The sequence below is a fragment of the Sphingomonas radicis genome (assembly GCF_051400635.1).
Taxonomy (GTDB): domain Bacteria; phylum Pseudomonadota; class Alphaproteobacteria; order Sphingomonadales; family Sphingomonadaceae; genus Sphingomonas.
Window position 1 is genome coordinate 333,892 of the sequence record NZ_JBLFFG010000001.1, and the last position, 14,891, is coordinate 348,782.

Genomic DNA, 14,891 nt, shown 5'->3' on the forward strand with positions numbered 1-14,891 from the left:
TCTTCCCCTGGATCAGGAATCGCCCTCAAGATCAGCTGAGCGCTAGGCGGGCTCCATGAAGCTCCCATGACAATCGCGAATATCGCCCCCGTCGCCCCGGTACCCGTATCGATCGAAGCACGCGCGCCTTGGACGGATTGCACATCAGCGCGGGAAATAGGTGTTCTCGGTATTGAGAACCCGCATCATGCCGTCGAGCCTCGCCGCCTCGATCGTGACTGCGTTGCGCTGCTGAATCCAGCGATTGAAATCGGCGAGCGCGGTCGCGTTACGCGCCTGCCGGGCCTTGCGCTGCTGAGCGAGGATCACGGCCTGCTCTGCACCGCGCGCGGCATTGGCAGCGTCTTCGGGTGAGTGAACCTGCTCGCGGATGACACGATCGATCTCGGCACGCTTGTTCGCCGGCAACCCCTCGATCGCGGCAACCATGATGGCATGACGCGGCCCGGCATAGGTGAGCGCGGTACGGAGCGAGGCGTCCGCCATGTAGCGCCGCTGCAGCTCGGCTCGCTCGTCAGGCTTTTCAGTCATGTCCGGAGCATCCACCCCGGCGATACGGGCAATGAAACGGTTGGAAGCGTCGAGCGCGCGGATATCGGCGAGCGTGATCAGCTCGCGCCGCGCCTCATCCTCGACGAGCACCGGATCGTAGCGATCGAGCAGTTCGATCGGCAAAGGATCGCTCAGCTTCGCCCGGCCGTAGTGCAATTGTGCCCGAACCTGATGGCGCATTTCCGCCCGGCGGATCGCATTCGCCCGCACAAATTGGGTGAGCAGCGCACTGGTTTCCGCGTCCTCTTTGGCATAGGCGGCGGGATCCTTGGCATGATCGCGCGCCTCGGCCTCCGCTAGTCCGGCCCGGTCGGCAGCGCTGAGACGCATATCGCCGACGAGTTGCAGAAACCGCACGGTCGGCGTTTCGACGGATTGGGGTGGCGAAGGCGCGCGAGTCTCGGGGAAATTCGCGCGCTTCTCACCCTGGACAATTGCCGCGGTCAAACTCTGATCACAGGCGCCGAGCGCCAGCACGAAGCCCAGCATCATCCGCATGGCTCTTCTCTTGCCCGAGTGCCCGTGACATGTTGGCGACAATGGCTTCGCAAATGCGCCAGAGGCACCCGAACGCAAGATCAGCTGACCACGCGGCGCTGCCTGTCATCCCGCGTCAACATGCTGATCCAAACTCGAGCTGCGCTCCTGGGGCCGGACCACTCGCGAAACACTCTTGGCCGACCGGCTTGGTCTGGCGGCGGGCGCATGTCTGCTGATCACCGGACCGATGACGCACGACCGCTCACGGCGCATGAAAGCAAAAACATTGTTCGTCGGCGCACCGCGATTGACGGCCTGATCGATCCACAGCACCGCAAAGGCTCCAGCAAGCGGGCGGAACGAAGCGGACCCGCGTCGATAACTCCGAAGCCAAGGTCCTTCACCAGTTGGGAAACCAGCGGCGTTTTTGGGGATGCGCCGCTGCTAAACGGCCATTGCGTTAGCCTGATTTGCCGCGCTGAGATAGGCGTGACACGCTCGCGGTAGCTCTCGTCGCAGGCAGGCAAGGTCGCGCTCCGACGCGCCGGCTTCCATGACTGCGCGTACCGAACCGCCAATCAGCGCCATAAGCATGAATGATATCGAATCGAGATCGTCGAACTGCCCATCCGGCGCGGTCGACAGCAGGCGTCCGAACTCCTGCCGGATGCACTGCAGGCCCCGCTCCATCAACTCCGCGATATCGAATTCGGCGGCAATGGCGTAGATCGCGCGCGACGTTGCGATGTCTGCCATTTTGGCATCCAGCCACGCGTTCGCCAGCCCGTCCGCCATTGTCGCGAGCTCGCATCCCTCCAAAAGTTCGACGGCGGCCATCATGGACTTTTCGATCGTTTGAAGCTGGCGCTCGAGTATCGCGAACAGCAGAGCCTGTTTGTGGGGGAAATACTGATACATCGTGCCAACCGAGACACCCGCTCGTTCGGCGACCCGTGTCGTTGTGAGACCCACAGCCCCGTCTGCCAGCAAAACCTGAATCGTTGCCGTGTGAATCGCCTCCACCGTCGCGGTTGAGCGCGCCTGTTGCGGCGTTTTTCGGGGCTGGACGGGCGATGGCGCAGCGCGGCTCATATGCGAATACCAAAGCTGAAGAATCATTCATATCTAGGCCTTGCACAAGCACCCTTGCAAGGAGATATGCAATGAACACCGTCCTCATCACAGGCTGCTCGACCGGCTTCGGCCGCGCCACCGCCGCCCATTTCCTGGAACGCGGCTGGAACGTGGTGGCGACGATGCGCGATCCTGCAGCCAACACCTTGCCCGCATCGGACAGCCTGCGTGTCCTGCCGCTCGACGTGACCGATCCGGCATCGATCGAGGCAGCTGTCGTCGAGACGGGGGCGATCGACGTACTGGTCAACAACGCCGGAGTCGGTTGGCTCAACGCCCTTGAAGGCACACCCATGGAGGCGGTGCGCCGGATCTTCGAGACGAACTTGTTCGGCACGGTGGCGATGATGCAGGCGGTGCTGCCCGGCATGCGCGAAAGGCGTTCGGGCGTGATCGTCAATGTCGGTTCGAGCTCGACCCTGAAGCCGCTGCCGCTGCTCTCGGTCTACAGGGCCAGCAAGGCAGCATTGAACGCATTGACCGAATCTGTGGCAATCGAACTCGCGGAATTCGGTATTCGCGTGCGAGTTGTCGTGCCGGGCATGGCGCCGACGACCAGCTTCGCCGGAACCGCGCAGGGGTGGATTGCCGAAAATGGCGGCTTTCCCGAACCCTATACCGACTTCGTGCATCTGACCTGGGCGCAAATGCAAAGTGCCGCAGACGGGGAAGTGACCGAAGCGCAGGACGTGGCCGAGGCGGTCTTACGCGCGGCGACCGATCCGGAATGTCCTATGCTGCTGCCGGCCGGAGCAGACGCAATCGCTTGGTCGCAATGCCGCTGAACGGCGGCTTCGGTTAGGGTCCGCGGGAGTTTTCAACACAATAAGGGCGCTTAGCCGTCGGCAGATGTGAAAAGGCCTGGACGGCAGCTAAGCGCCCTCACTCCCGGCGTTCGTAGACCGACAAGGTATTCCGAAATCGGCCGTTCGCCAGTCCCGTTTCTCCATGTTCAACGGCCCATGTCTGCCACTCAATCGGGGAATCGTACCAGAGGCGTGAGACCCCATCATCGCCACGAATAAATAGTTGAGTCGGGGTGTAACCTTCGGGCCCCTATCAGCGAATAAGGAGCCATGCGGCTACGCCCCCTCTCGATGCTGACGGCAATCCGGTCGCGGACCAGGTCTTCCCCAGCGGTCCCACCCGTCTCGCCGCCTGCAGCCGGGCATGACGTCTGGGGCGGGCTGATGGCAGCGGCGCAGGATGGCAATGGCGGTGCCTATCGCCGGTTGCTGAGCGAGATCACCGCCTGGCTCACCCGCTACTTCGATCGCCGCCTGCCGCCGAGCGAAGTCGACGACGCCGTTCAGGAGACGCTTTTCGCGGTCCACCGGCGGCGGCACACCTATGATCCGCGCCAAACCTTCGGTCCGTGGCTGGCGGCCATTGCCAAGCGCAAATGGATCGACCAGCTGCGCGGCCTCGAGCGCCGCGCGACGCAGGATCTGCCGGAGGACCTGTCGGTCGGGGATCATGAGACGGCGGTGACCAGCGCCTCGGTCCTTGCCAGCCTCATCGAGCATCTCAAGCCGCCGCAGGCGCAGGCGATCCTGCTGGTCAAGCTGCACGGCTACAGCATCGAGGACGCCTCTCGCGAGACCGGCCAATCGGTCTCGGCGGTCAAGGTCAACATCCATCGCGGGCTGGCTCGCCTCACCACTCTCATCGCGAAGAACGACGATGTCGAATGACGCCCTCATCTCCGACCTCTCGGCCGGTCTCGTCGCGGTCCGGCGGCGCAGCGTGTGGCGCGAGGCCGCGCTGCTCGTGGCGCTCGCCGCCATCGAGCTGGCGCTGTTTCTCGGCATCGGGTCGATGCGGCTCGACATGGGGCAGGTGATCGACACGCCTTACATGATCTGGAAGCTGGCCAGCCTGGCGGCGGTTGCGGCGGTGAGCGGTGCTACCGCGGTCGTCTCGCTCTCGCCGACCAGATCGCCGCGCCCCGGCCTTCTAGCCGCGATTTGCCTGGCGGCAGTTGCCCTCGTGGCGGGCGTGTTCGTCGAGCCCCTCGTGGGCAGCTCAGGCGCCCGCCATGGCGGACTGCCGCACGCCTATGGTCCGCTTTGCGCCTTGTCGATCATTGTTCTGTCGCTGCCGATGCTTGGCATGCTGGCTGTGCTGATGCGTCGCGGCGCATCGACGCATCCGGAAGGAACGTCGCTTGCCGCTGGGTTTGCGGCGGGAAGCTGGGGAGCGTTGGTTTTCGCCTTCTGCTGCCCGTCGAACGATCCGCTCTACGTCATGGTCTGGTTCACTGCGGGATGTGTCGTCGTCGGCGCCCTCGCCCGCTGGCTGCTCCTGCGACGGTTCAGGCTCTAGTCGCCCGTCACCGGCCGAAGCCTCTTGCCCCCACTGCTGTCCCCTGCCCCGGAACTTCGGGGCCGGTGGGCTGCGCCCTCTACTCACGCATCGAAAGGACAATGCCATGATTGCAACCGCGACCAATGCGCTGCCCGCCTCCAATCAGGGCTGGCTCAAGGGCTATTACGCCGTCCGCGCACTCTTCTCCGCGACCTGGGTCGCGCTGGCCTTCACGATCGGCAAAGCCGACCCGACGATCGGGATTGCGCTGGCTGTGGTCTATCCCGCCTGGGATGCGCTCGCCAACGGATACGACGCCCGGCGCAGCGGCGGGCTCGGCGCCAATCCCACGCAAGCGACGAACCTCGTGATCAGCGCGGCCGTAACGCTCGCTGTGGTGATCGCGGCCACGCAGAGCTTCCACGCGGTGATCGGCGTCATCGGCGCATGGGCGACGCTTGCCGGCATTCTTCAACTCGCGACGGCAGTTCGCCGCTGGGGCAAAGTCTCGGCGCAATGGCCCATGATCCTGAGCGGCGCCCAGTCCGGTCTGGCCGGCATCTTCTTCGTCAAGCGGGCGCTTGATCCGTCACTCCACTTGAGCGTCGCCGACATCGCTCCTTACGCGGCGTTCGGCGCGATCTACTTCGCGCTTTCCGCCGGGGCACTTGCCCTTTCGCGGAAATGACCAATGTCGGACCCGCGCAGGTCTGCATCCTCATGCCAGGCAAGATCGCAGTGTGAGGGTGTGACAGTCGCCCGGAAAGGACAGGATCATGCATATCGGCTTCATTGGTTTGGGCGCGATGGGGAGCGCCATTGCGAGGAACCTCGCCGCAGGCGGCCACAAGGTCACGGCATGGAATCGCTCGGGCGACAGACTCGACGGCGTCACGATGGTCGAGATGCCAGGTCGCGTGTTCGACGCGGACGTCGTGATGACGATGCTGTCGGACGACGATGCGATCCGAAGCGTCGTCCTGGAACAGGGCCTTCTCGCCCGCGCCTCGCCGGGCCTGGTGCACGTGGTGGCGTCAACTATCTCGGTCGCATTCGCGCATGAACTCGTCTCGGCCCATGCGAGTGCGGGCGTGACCTATGTCTCTGCGCCCGTCCTCGGCCGACCCGACGTCGCGGCCAAGGGTGAGCTCAACATCCTCGCGGCCGGGCCTACCGATGCGATCGAGCGGCTTCGGCCCATTTTCGGGATCATTGGCCAGCGGGTATGGGAGCTCGGAGACGCGCCCCCGACCGCCAATGCGACAAAGATTGCGTGCAACATGATGATTACCATGGCGATCGAAGCCATGGCCGAGGCTGTCGTGCTCACCGAGGCGAGTGGACTAGCCCGCGACGAATTCTTCGACCTGATCCTGGGTACGCTTTTCGGCAGCCGGTCTTACCAAGTTTATTCTGCCAACATCGCACGCGGCTCTTATGAGCCCGGCTTCAAGGCCAGGCTCGGCCTTAAGGACCTGCGGCTTGCAACGGAAGCTGCGGCAGAAGCCGGCCGGGATTTGCCCATGCTTGACGCGGTCTATAATCAGATGCGCGAAACAGTGGAGGAAGGTTTTGGAGAAAAGGACTGGTCGATCATGGCAGAGCGTACGATATCGGGCACATAGCCAGCGTCGCTTTTCGATCCGGCCTTTAGATCAACATGAGGATTTTGACGACCGTTAGAGGCGGGGGTCCTCACGGTGGACGCATGCTGAATGTCCCGTTCCGGACTCTGACTCTCGGGGTCGGTTTTAATCCTCAATGTCGGTCGTTCGCGGCCTCGTCACATCCGGCATCAACTGACGACCGCTTTCGGGATCAACAAAACGACCGATGAACGACCGATCTTAGGGCGCTTGGCTGACATCACTCGTCCATTAGCGTCGAGATTTCCCAACAATTTGAGTGCCCATCTTCACCACGCCCGGCGCGCCAGATACCTTAGGGTTTTCGCGCCACGAACTTCGCCCGCGCTTGATCTGTCTCTACCGAGGCCGAATGCGAACAAAGCGCTGCTCCCTGACTGCCACGCCCCATTGGCTTCCAGTGGATTCATCCAAGAGGCGAAACCCAGCTCGCTCGTAGAGGTGTCGAGCAGCGTCCAGCCCAGAAAAAGTCCAGAGTTCGACTTCGTCAAACGCCATAGCGTCTGCAAATTGGAGCGCGGAGGCGAGCAACGCCTTGCCTACGCCCGCGCCCCGACAATCGTCGTCCACGATGAACCAGCGCAGATGGCCTGCGCTTCGGCCGAGATCCTCGCCATCCAGGGCGATACATCCGAGCATGCGGTCGTCCGCAAAGGCCGACCAGATGTTGTTCTGAGGGCGGTCGAGCCGTTGCAGGAAATCCGCCATCCCGACGGCTACTTGTCCTTCAAAGAAAGCACCGAAACCGGCGTACCGAGCATAGAAGATGGCATGCATCCGGGTGCATGCTCCGAGGATTCCAGGCCGATATCCTTCGACCAGGTGCCAGCTGTCATTTTCCATCAGGTTCTTCCGCGGGGTTGTTTGGCAGGAAAGCAGTTACAGCGAAAAGAAGACGTAAGGAGGCGCTGTATAGGAATCCCCGCCGCTCACGCGAGGTGCTGACCGAAATACCGCGCGATGGCATTCGCTGCCTCGGGCACCCTCGCGCCATCGTAAAAGTCGAAGTGATCGCCGCTCGTCCAGTGGAGCTCCTTCGGACCTTGCAGCAGGCCATGGACCTTGCGGGCCTGGTCCGGCAGCGCACAGCCATCGGAATGCACGATGAGCGTCGGCGCCGTCACCTTGGCCGCTTCACGCACCGGGTCGAAGTCGAGCCACGGCTCCCACGACATGACCGCGAAGGCGTTCTTCCACTCGGCAACCCCACCGCCGCGCGTCCTTTCCATGTAATATTCCATCGGACCGACATGAGACGCTCTCTGGTCGGTATTATGATAGGCGAGGATCATCCGGTTCTGCTCGGTGCGCTCGTATTCGGCGCGGGCGGCACGGCCGGCAGTCCGGCGCTGAGCCACACCTTCCGTCCCGCCATAGAGCATGGGCGTGATCGCGGGCTCCGCCAGATGGCCGGCGACGGACGCGACTGCGGCGACTCTCGCATCCCGCGCTGCCGCGTAGAGCACCGTGGCGCCTGACGTGCATACACCTACCAGTCCGATGCCGCGTTCGCGTACATCGGGCCGGCTCGCGAGATAGGAGACGGCGGCCACCAGATCCTCGGCCTTGGACTCCGGGTCTTCATATTGCCGTGCTCTGCCGCCGCTCTCGCCGTAGTTGCGATAGTCGAGGGCCAGAGCGAGATAGCCGCGCTGCGCCATGGCAGCCGCGTAGATGCCGCCCATCATCTCCTTGACCGCCGTCAGCGAGCCCCCGACCACGACGGCCGGATAGCGGATGCTCGGGTCATAGCCGTCCGGCAGATGGAGGTTGCCGACGACAAAACTGTCGCCCGCCGGAAAGCGGACCTTCTGCACCGGCGCTGCGGCTGTGCCGCGAGAAGGCGCTGCCGCTGCAAATCCGGAAATCCCGAGACAGACGACGGACGCCGCAGCTGTGGCGGAATGGGTCAGGAAAGTTCGACGGCTGGAATGAAGAGTTGTGCTGGTCATTGTTCGCCTCCTTGGGTCGCGAGTGGTTCCCGGTGATGTTGGAGTTCAGGGCTTGGGGAGGGCGTCGATGACGACCTGAAACCGCCGCGGATCGAAATAGTCGTGATAGGCCGTGATCAGCCCGTCCTCGAACCGGAAGACCGCGATGTTGCTGTTGGTGTAGCGCGTGCCGCCGACCAGCGTGGCGCGGACATTGTATTCCACGACCACCGCGTCGGAATCCGCTGCCGGGTAGATCCCGGTCAGTTCGGTGTCGAAAGTCTCGAAGTTGCCGAACAAACCGCGGAAGGCCGACAGGATGGCTGCCTTGCCGTCGATGCTCGTCCCGAATCCCTCGGGCGGATAGGGCACGATGATATGACCGTTCCCAGCCCACAGATCCGCCCACGCTTCGATGTCCTTGCGGCGCAGCAGCTCGAAAAACCGCTGAGCGACGGCAACATTGTCCGTGAGGCGCAAGCTGGCTGAGCCTGGCTCAGATGCGACAGACACTCCAGGAGCCAGGAAGCTTCCAACGGAAACCGCCACAGCGAGGCTGGATCGTGCGAGCAACGCTCGCCGGGTAGGACTGAAGGTATCGGCGATCATCATCGTCTCCTTGGCATCAAGGAAACTCTGGCTCTTTCTATTCCGCCGAAAAATCCCCTATGATCTACTGAGCTATTAGGAAATTACCGTATAATGAGGATCGATCAGCTCAGTGGCATCCTTGCTTTCCTCAAGGTCGCGGAGACGCGGAGCTTCACCCGCGCCGCCGCCGAGCTTGGCGTGACGCCGCCTTCGCTCAGCGAAGCTGTGCGCGGGTTGGAGGGGCGACTGGGCGTAAGGCTGCTGAACCGCACGACCCGCAGCGTCGGGCTGACCGAGGCCGGCGTTGCCTATCTCGCGCGGGTGCGCCCGGCGGCAGACGAGATTCAGGCCGCCGGCACGGCGCTTCGCGAAGGAAAGGACCGGCCGGCGGGGACGCTGCGCCTCAGCCTGCCCTGGATCGCCGGCCCGTTGCTGATCGAGCCGCTGATGGGCCGTTTTCTGGAAGCCTGTCCAGATGTGCGGCTCGATCTCGTATTCGATGATGCTTTCGTCGACATCGCCGGCCAAGGCTTTGACGCGGGGGTCCGCATCGGCGGGCTTCTCGACGCAGACATGATAGCGGTGAAGATCGGCGGACCGCTCCGAAACGCGGTGCTGGCGAGCCCCGAATATCTGGCCAGGCACGGCACGCCGCAGCACCCCGCCGATCTCGTGCATCATCGCTGCATCGCCTATCGATTTGCTTCGACGCGCGCGGTTTCGTCCTGGGATCTTATGGAGGACGGCCGCGAGCTCGCGTTCACGCCCGATCCCCGCCTGTCCGCAAACACTATGCCGCTTGTGGTGGAGGCGGCGGCGCAAGGGATAGGCTTGGCCTACACCACCGAGCGGCTCGCCCGGCAGCATCTGGAGGATGGCAGGCTGGTCAAGATCCTTGAACCCTATTGTCCGGCTCTCGATCCTCTTCACGTCTATTATCCGAGCCGTTGGCTCATCCCGCCCAAGCTGCGCGCCTTTATCGATTTCCTGCGTGCGGAAATGGCGCAGTAGCGGGACTCCCACGCACTTCGTTGGCGGGCCAATACCGCAAGAACATCCAATACGACGGCCACTGCTGACCCGTACCTGCAAGTCGAACTCGCGGGAGCGCCACATGCAATTCGATCATCCATCCAGCCGCCGCAGCTTCCTCGCGGGGGCGGCCATCGGCGCAGCGACGCTGGCAAGCGGCGGTTCCGCCACCACTGCATTTGCGCAGGATATCGTCCCCGGAACCCCCGATTTCTCGGAGACGCATCAATTGTCGCGCTACGATCCCACCGTCCCTCCGCCAAGCCCCGGCGTCTATGACCTCCGCGATGTGCAGCGGCTCGATGCGCATTTCCAGAGCGATGACCATCGGCTGGCCGCGCATGTCTATCTGCCGCCCGCCGCCGCGCGTTCCGCCGGCCGGATGCCGGGCATCGTCATCGATGCGCCGGGCACGTCGGTCAAAGAGATCACCGTGCCCGTCTATGCGATCCGGCTTGCGCGCGCTGGCTATGTGGTGGTGAGCTTCGACCGCCGGGGCTTCGGCGCAAGCGAGGGCGCGGTGCGTCAGCAGATGGACCCGCCTCAGAACATCCGCGATGTCCGCAACGCCACCACCTATCTGCTCTCGCGCGAAGACGTCGATCCAGAGCGGATCGCGATCCTCGGCATCTGCATGGGCGGCGGGCACACGATCCAAGCGGCGGCCTTCGACCGGCGCTATCGCGCGGTCGCGACGCTCGCCGGGCATTACACAAACCTCCGCATGGCGCGCGAAGGACGCGGCCATGCCGAATGGGTCGCCTCGGTCCGGCGGCGCAATGAACAACGGCTCGCCGATCTGCGTGCCGGCAGGCCGCTCGCCAACCGGGCCTTCGCGCCGGAGGGCGCGCCGCCGGGTTCGGCGCATGCGATCATGCCGGAGGCATTCAACTTCTATGAGAGCCGACGGCAACTGGTTGGCCCGAATTGGCGCAATGAAATGACCTACGAGACGCAGGAGAACATGCTCTCCTTCGATTCGGTCCCCTACGCCGGGCTGATCGCGCCGACGTCGTTGCTCGTCATCCACGGTACCATCGATCCGCTGTCGCCGGGCAGATATGCGCAGGCTGTCATCGACGAAGCAGGCGATCCCAAGCGCATGGTCTGGATCGAGACCACCAACCATTCCCAGCTCTATGACCTTGAGCCCTATGTCAGCCGAGCGAGCGACGAGATCCTGCGCTGGTTCGACACCCATGTCCGCGGCTGAGCCGGATCAGCACCGCACGCTCTCGCGATAGATCTGGGGCGTAAGGCCGAGCTGTTTCTTGAACTGGCGGATGAAATGACTCTGATCGGCGAAGCCGAGATCATGGGCGACTTCGTCGCCGGGATGACCGGCCGCCAAGAACAGCTTGGCCCGCTCGATCCGCCGATGGTTCTGGTATGCATGAGGCGGCAGGCCGAACTCGTGCCGAAAGCTGCGATTCAAGTGAAACGGGCTGAGCCCTACGAGGTCCGCCAATTCGGCCAGAGAGGGGTTCCGGTCCAGATGCGCCTCGATATAGTCGCGTGCCAGCCGCACTGCGCGAGGCGCCTCGGCGCCGGGTAGCCTGGCCGGTCGAGAAGCGAAGCGGCCGATCAGCAATTCCAGCAGATCACAGAGGATGGCATTGCTCTCGAGCGCCGAATCCGCATGCATCAAAGCTGCATGGCTAGCGATGAAACGATCGGCGACTGCCTCGTTCCCCGCCAGATGATCGTCGAAGTGGGGCAGCCCGCTGGCGCCGCGCGACAGCTCTCCACATAACTGGGCGATCTGGTCGGCCGGAATGGTGATGATGCGCAGCAGGAGCGTATCGCCGGCTGCGAAGCTGCATTCGCTGACTTCCCCTGGTTGGGCAATCTGGATGCGGCGAGGCTCCGCCACATGATCCCTGTCGCGATAGCGTGTCCTGAAATGGCAGCCTGCCGAGACGCCGAACCGGAAATCGGCATGGAGATGTCGCACGGACGGAGGATCGACCAGCGCGGCGTGGAGCAACTCGACGCCCGGCAGAGCCTCCGGTCGTCGTATTCGCAGCTTGGATCGTTCACCGTCCATCCGTGTCGCCTCCGCAAGAACGTCCAATACCACGCCGCGGCGCGCCGTCAGAAGGAAGGGAGAGCAACGCCCGGAGTTCCGTATGCCCCTGTCCAGCCGCCGCACCTTCCTGCAACTGGCGACGGTCGGCGGCATCATGCTGATGCAGGGTGGGATAGCGCGCGCAAGCCAAGCGGATCGGCCCCTTCCGTTCCGCTTTCGCAGCGGCGACGATCCGGTTGTCGGCACGCTCTACCTTCCGGCCGGGCAACCAAGAGCGGCGCTCGTGCTTTGCGGCGCGTGGACGGCGGTCAAGGAGCAGGCGACCGGCCTCTATGCCCGCGCGCTGGCGGAGCGGGAATACGCGGCGCTTGCGTTCGATCACCGCTATTTCGGCGAGAGCGGCGGCAATCCGCGGCAGCTCGAAAGCCCGGCCGCCAAGGTCGAAGATGTTCGCAGCGCCGTGACGGCTCTGCTCGCACATGAGGCGACCCGAGGGCTGCCCGTCATGGGCGTGGGGCTTTGCGCCGGAGGCGGCTACATGGCCAAGGCGGTCGCGGAGGACAATCGCATTCGCGCCTTCGCCGGTGTGGCGGGCGCGTACAGCGACGCCGCCGAGCTTCGCGCGCGAATGCCCGATCTGGATCGGCTGATTGCCCGCGGGGTGGCGGCGCGCGAACGGTTCGAGAGGACCGGGACTTCCGCGACCATTCCAGCCGTGGGGCCGGACGGCGGTGACGTGGCGATGCCCTTTGCCGAAGCCTATGACTATTACGGCCGCCGCGCCGCACACCCCAACTATGTGAACGGCTTCGCGGTCCAATCCTATGCCGAGGTGCTGACCTGGGACGCGGTCGGTTATGCTTCCGCGATCGAGGTGCCGGTGCTGATCGTCCATTCCGATCAGGCGGCGATGCCGCATCTTGCCCGGCGCTACCTTGCCGAAGTCCGCGGGCGCAAGTCCGAGCTCTGGCTGACCTCGGCCAATCATGTCGATTTCTACGACAATCCCAGACTGATCGCCGCCGCGGCGGACGCTATTGCTGCGCATTTCAGCGCCTCCCGATCGTGAGCTATTCGGGCGGAGCTTGCGCACCTCAGCCATGGCCGTCCGCGCTGCCGATCCGCGTCATCTGCGCGTCCGCAAAGCTGGTCGCCTCGCCGCGTTCGCGCCAGGCGGCCAGCTCCGCGTTGCGTGCAGCGACGGTGCGGTCCCAAAGCTCATAGGCATCGGAGCCGAGCATCAGCCGGAGCGGCGGCGCTTCGCTTTCGACCACCTCGATCATACGTGCGGCCGCCTTGTCCGGATCGCCGGCCTGGCGACCGGCCTGTCCGTCGAGGAACGCCTCGACCGGCTGGATGATAGGACGATAATCCTCGATCTGCTGTAGCGGCCGCATGTTGATGTCGCCCGCGAACTCGGTGCGGAAACTGCCGGGTTCGACGATCGTGACACGAATGCCGAGCGGGGCGACCTCGTCGTGGAGCGCCTCGCTCCATGCTTCGAGCGCGAACTTCGCCGCGCAATAGGCTCCGAACCCGCCGATCGAGACGAGGCCGCCGATGCTGGTGAGGTTGAGGATATGGCCGGAGCCCCGCGCGCGCATATGGGGCAGAACGGCGCGGGTGAGCTCGGCCGCTGCGATGAAGTTGAGCTCGATCTGCTCGCGCAGCTGTTCGGGCGCGAATTCCTCCACCGCCCCGAGCGATCCGCGGCCGGCGATGTTGGCCAGCACGTCGATCCGCCCAAAGCGCGCCATGGCTTGCTCGACAGCCTTGCTCCGCGCGTCAGTGTCGGTGACGTCGAGCGCAAGCGCCAGCGCTCGTCCATCGTGATGCTCGGCGAGCGAGGCTAGGCGCTCGGCCCGGCGTGCGGCGAGGACCGCTCGCTCCCCGCGCGCCAGCACCGCTTCGGCCAGGGCCTGCCCGAATCCGGAAGAAGCGCCCGTTATGAACCAGACGCGGTTTTCATCTGCCATTTCTTCTCTCCTATCGTCCGGCCGGAGATAATGGTCATCTGTTGCCGTTCTGCGCGCGGGCGATAGCACCGCGATACTGCTTGCCGGGATACCAGGGCGCGCGCAGCAGCCCATCATAGCCCGGCAGTCCTTCGACGTAGCGGGCCATGCGTCGCCGCATGTCCGCATCGGGGATCTCGCCGCGCAGCGCGGCCACATTCTCTTCCGCATGAGCCGGCACCGAGGTCGCGCACAACACGCAGGTCACTGCCGGATGGCCGAGCACCCATTTGAGGAAATAGTCCGCCCAGTTCGCGATCCCGAACTCGCGCGCGAAACCGGGCAGCGGCCGCGATCCGACGAGGTCGAACAGCCGCGCCTTCTCGAAGGGCATGTTGACCAGCACCCCGACGCCCTTGTCAGCCGCCATCGGCAGCAGCCGCTCCTCCGCCTCCCGCATGGCTATCGAATAATGGAGCTGGACGAGATCGAGATCGCCGCGCTCGATCCATTGGCCGAGCGGCTCGTAATAGGCGTCGTCGTGGTGTGAGACGCCAATATGGCGGATCAGCCCCTCCTGCTTCCATTCCTTCAGCCGCGGCAGCACGGTGTCAACATTGACGAGGCTATGGCACTGGACAGCGTCGATTCGGCTGCGCCAGAGCCGCTGCATCGATCGGTCAAGACTTTGCCGGGCGTGGCTCGCATCGCCGAGATACTCGCCCGTCTCCCACACCTTGCTCGCGATCCACAGCTGGTCGTTCATTCCGAACATCGCCGCAACGTCGCCGACGTTGACCTCACCCATGCCGTAGAGCGGCGAAGTATCGACCACGTTGCTACCCGCGACCGCATAGGTCTTCATCACCTGGGCAAGGTGACGGCGATCGGCGCCCGGCAGCAGGTCGAACGTCAGGAAGGTGCCGAGCCCGACGGCGGAAATCGCCTCGCCGGTCCTCGGGATCGTCCGCCGATGCGGCTCAGGAGTCTGGCCGAACGCTGTAACAGGAAGGGCGGCTGCGACGATCGCGCCAGCGCTGGCTTGGACAAAGGCGCGGCGCGTGAACATAGGGCTTCCTCCAAAGGTATGAATCGACCGCAGCTTCCCTATTCTTTCAACGCTGCTGTTGCTCGTCGCATCCTGATAGGTTTTCGTCCAATCGTGATGAACTTGCGTGTGGGCGGGGAGGCGTACGGGACAAGAGAAGGCCGAATATAGAATCGGACATTCGCC

The 14,891-nt window shown here is 64.2% G+C and carries 16 protein-coding genes; 8 read left to right on the forward strand and 8 right to left on the reverse strand.

Features of this window, described 5'->3' with window-relative positions; all coding sequences use genetic code 11:
* Positions 1-144: 144 nt before the first annotated feature.
* The gene (locus tag ACMGDH_RS01445; RefSeq protein WP_436826140.1) at positions 145-1,050 is read right to left on the reverse strand and encodes a hypothetical protein; all 906 of its coding nucleotides are present in this window, start codon (positions 1,048-1,050) and stop codon (positions 145-147) included.
* A 426-nt stretch (positions 1,051-1,476) separates the two neighbouring features.
* Positions 1,477-2,151 carry a TetR/AcrR family transcriptional regulator gene (locus ACMGDH_RS01450; protein WP_436826141.1) on the reverse strand — a complete coding sequence of 225 codons (675 nt, stop codon included), beginning with the start codon at positions 2,149-2,151 and terminating at the stop codon, positions 1,477-1,479.
* Between the two features lie 44 nt (positions 2,152-2,195).
* Between ACMGDH_RS01450 and ACMGDH_RS01455 the strand changes: the two genes are divergently transcribed.
* The 5 genes from ACMGDH_RS01455 (at position 2,196) to ACMGDH_RS01475 (ending at position 6,098) form a co-directional block, all read left to right on the forward strand.
* Positions 2,196-2,951: an SDR family oxidoreductase gene (locus ACMGDH_RS01455; RefSeq protein ID WP_436826142.1), complete on the forward strand. Its 756-nt coding sequence runs from the start codon at positions 2,196-2,198 to the stop codon at positions 2,949-2,951.
* A 405-nt stretch (positions 2,952-3,356) separates the two neighbouring features.
* On the forward strand, positions 3,357-3,860 hold the full coding sequence (locus ACMGDH_RS01460) for a sigma-70 family RNA polymerase sigma factor (RefSeq protein ID WP_436827200.1): 504 nt from the start codon (positions 3,357-3,359) through the stop codon (positions 3,858-3,860).
* On the forward strand, positions 3,850-4,491 hold the full coding sequence (locus ACMGDH_RS01465; protein ID WP_436826143.1) for an NrsF family protein: 642 nt from the start codon (positions 3,850-3,852) through the stop codon (positions 4,489-4,491). Before ACMGDH_RS01460 ends, ACMGDH_RS01465 begins: the two co-directional genes overlap by 11 nt.
* 106 nt (positions 4,492-4,597) lie before the next feature.
* The gene (locus tag ACMGDH_RS01470; RefSeq protein WP_436826144.1) at positions 4,598-5,161 is read left to right on the forward strand and encodes a DUF308 domain-containing protein; all 564 of its coding nucleotides are present in this window, start codon (positions 4,598-4,600) and stop codon (positions 5,159-5,161) included.
* Between the two features lie 88 nt (positions 5,162-5,249).
* Entirely contained in the window at positions 5,250-6,098 is an 849-nt protein-coding gene (locus tag ACMGDH_RS01475) for an NAD(P)-dependent oxidoreductase (protein ID WP_436826145.1), read from the forward strand.
* A 360-nt stretch (positions 6,099-6,458) separates the two neighbouring features.
* Here ACMGDH_RS01475 and ACMGDH_RS01480 read toward each other — a convergent pair whose 3' ends face one another.
* The 3 genes from ACMGDH_RS01480 to ACMGDH_RS01490 all read right to left on the reverse strand — a co-directional run bounded on the left by ACMGDH_RS01480 (position 6,459) and on the right by ACMGDH_RS01490 (position 8,659).
* The gene (locus ACMGDH_RS01480; protein WP_436826146.1) at positions 6,459-6,962 is read right to left on the reverse strand and encodes a GNAT family N-acetyltransferase; all 504 of its coding nucleotides are present in this window, start codon (positions 6,960-6,962) and stop codon (positions 6,459-6,461) included.
* An 86-nt stretch (positions 6,963-7,048) separates the two neighbouring features.
* A complete protein-coding gene (locus ACMGDH_RS01485; protein WP_436826147.1) occupies positions 7,049-7,936 on the reverse strand; it encodes an alpha/beta hydrolase in 888 nt (295 codons plus the stop codon).
* Positions 7,937-8,116: 180 nt separating this feature from the next.
* Entirely contained in the window at positions 8,117-8,659 is a 543-nt protein-coding gene (locus ACMGDH_RS01490) for a nuclear transport factor 2 family protein (protein WP_436826148.1), read from the reverse strand.
* 93 nt (positions 8,660-8,752) lie between these two features.
* Here ACMGDH_RS01490 and ACMGDH_RS01495 point away from each other — a divergent pair, with 93 nt between their 5' ends.
* Both ACMGDH_RS01495 and ACMGDH_RS01500 read left to right on the forward strand, forming a co-directional pair.
* Complete coding sequence (locus ACMGDH_RS01495; protein ID WP_436826149.1) at positions 8,753-9,652, forward strand: LysR family transcriptional regulator; 900 nt, start codon at positions 8,753-8,755, stop codon at positions 9,650-9,652.
* Positions 9,653-9,755: 103 nt separating this feature from the next.
* Positions 9,756-10,886, forward strand: coding sequence for an alpha/beta hydrolase (locus tag ACMGDH_RS01500; RefSeq protein WP_436826150.1), 1,131 nt, complete (start codon positions 9,756-9,758; stop codon positions 10,884-10,886).
* A 6-nt stretch (positions 10,887-10,892) separates the two neighbouring features.
* Here the strand turns inward: ACMGDH_RS01500 and ACMGDH_RS01505 are convergent, their stop codons facing one another.
* Positions 10,893-11,825: a helix-turn-helix transcriptional regulator gene (locus ACMGDH_RS01505; protein WP_436826151.1), complete on the reverse strand. Its 933-nt coding sequence runs from the start codon at positions 11,823-11,825 to the stop codon at positions 10,893-10,895.
* Between ACMGDH_RS01505 and ACMGDH_RS01510 the strand changes: the two genes are divergently transcribed.
* Entirely contained in the window at positions 11,803-12,771 is a 969-nt protein-coding gene (locus ACMGDH_RS01510; protein ID WP_436826152.1) for an alpha/beta hydrolase, read from the forward strand. The two genes, ACMGDH_RS01505 and ACMGDH_RS01510, sit on opposite strands and share 23 nt — an antisense overlap.
* Positions 12,772-12,796: 25 nt before the next feature.
* On the opposite strand, the gene ACMGDH_RS01515 is transcribed toward ACMGDH_RS01510, so the two are convergent.
* On the reverse strand, positions 12,797-13,678 hold the full coding sequence (locus ACMGDH_RS01515; RefSeq protein ID WP_436826153.1) for an oxidoreductase: 882 nt from the start codon (positions 13,676-13,678) through the stop codon (positions 12,797-12,799).
* Positions 13,679-13,712: 34 nt separating this feature from the next.
* Positions 13,713-14,726 carry an aldo/keto reductase gene (locus ACMGDH_RS01520; RefSeq protein WP_436826154.1) on the reverse strand — a complete coding sequence of 338 codons (1,014 nt, stop codon included), beginning with the start codon at positions 14,724-14,726 and terminating at the stop codon, positions 13,713-13,715.
* Between the last annotated feature and the right edge of the window lie 165 nt (positions 14,727-14,891).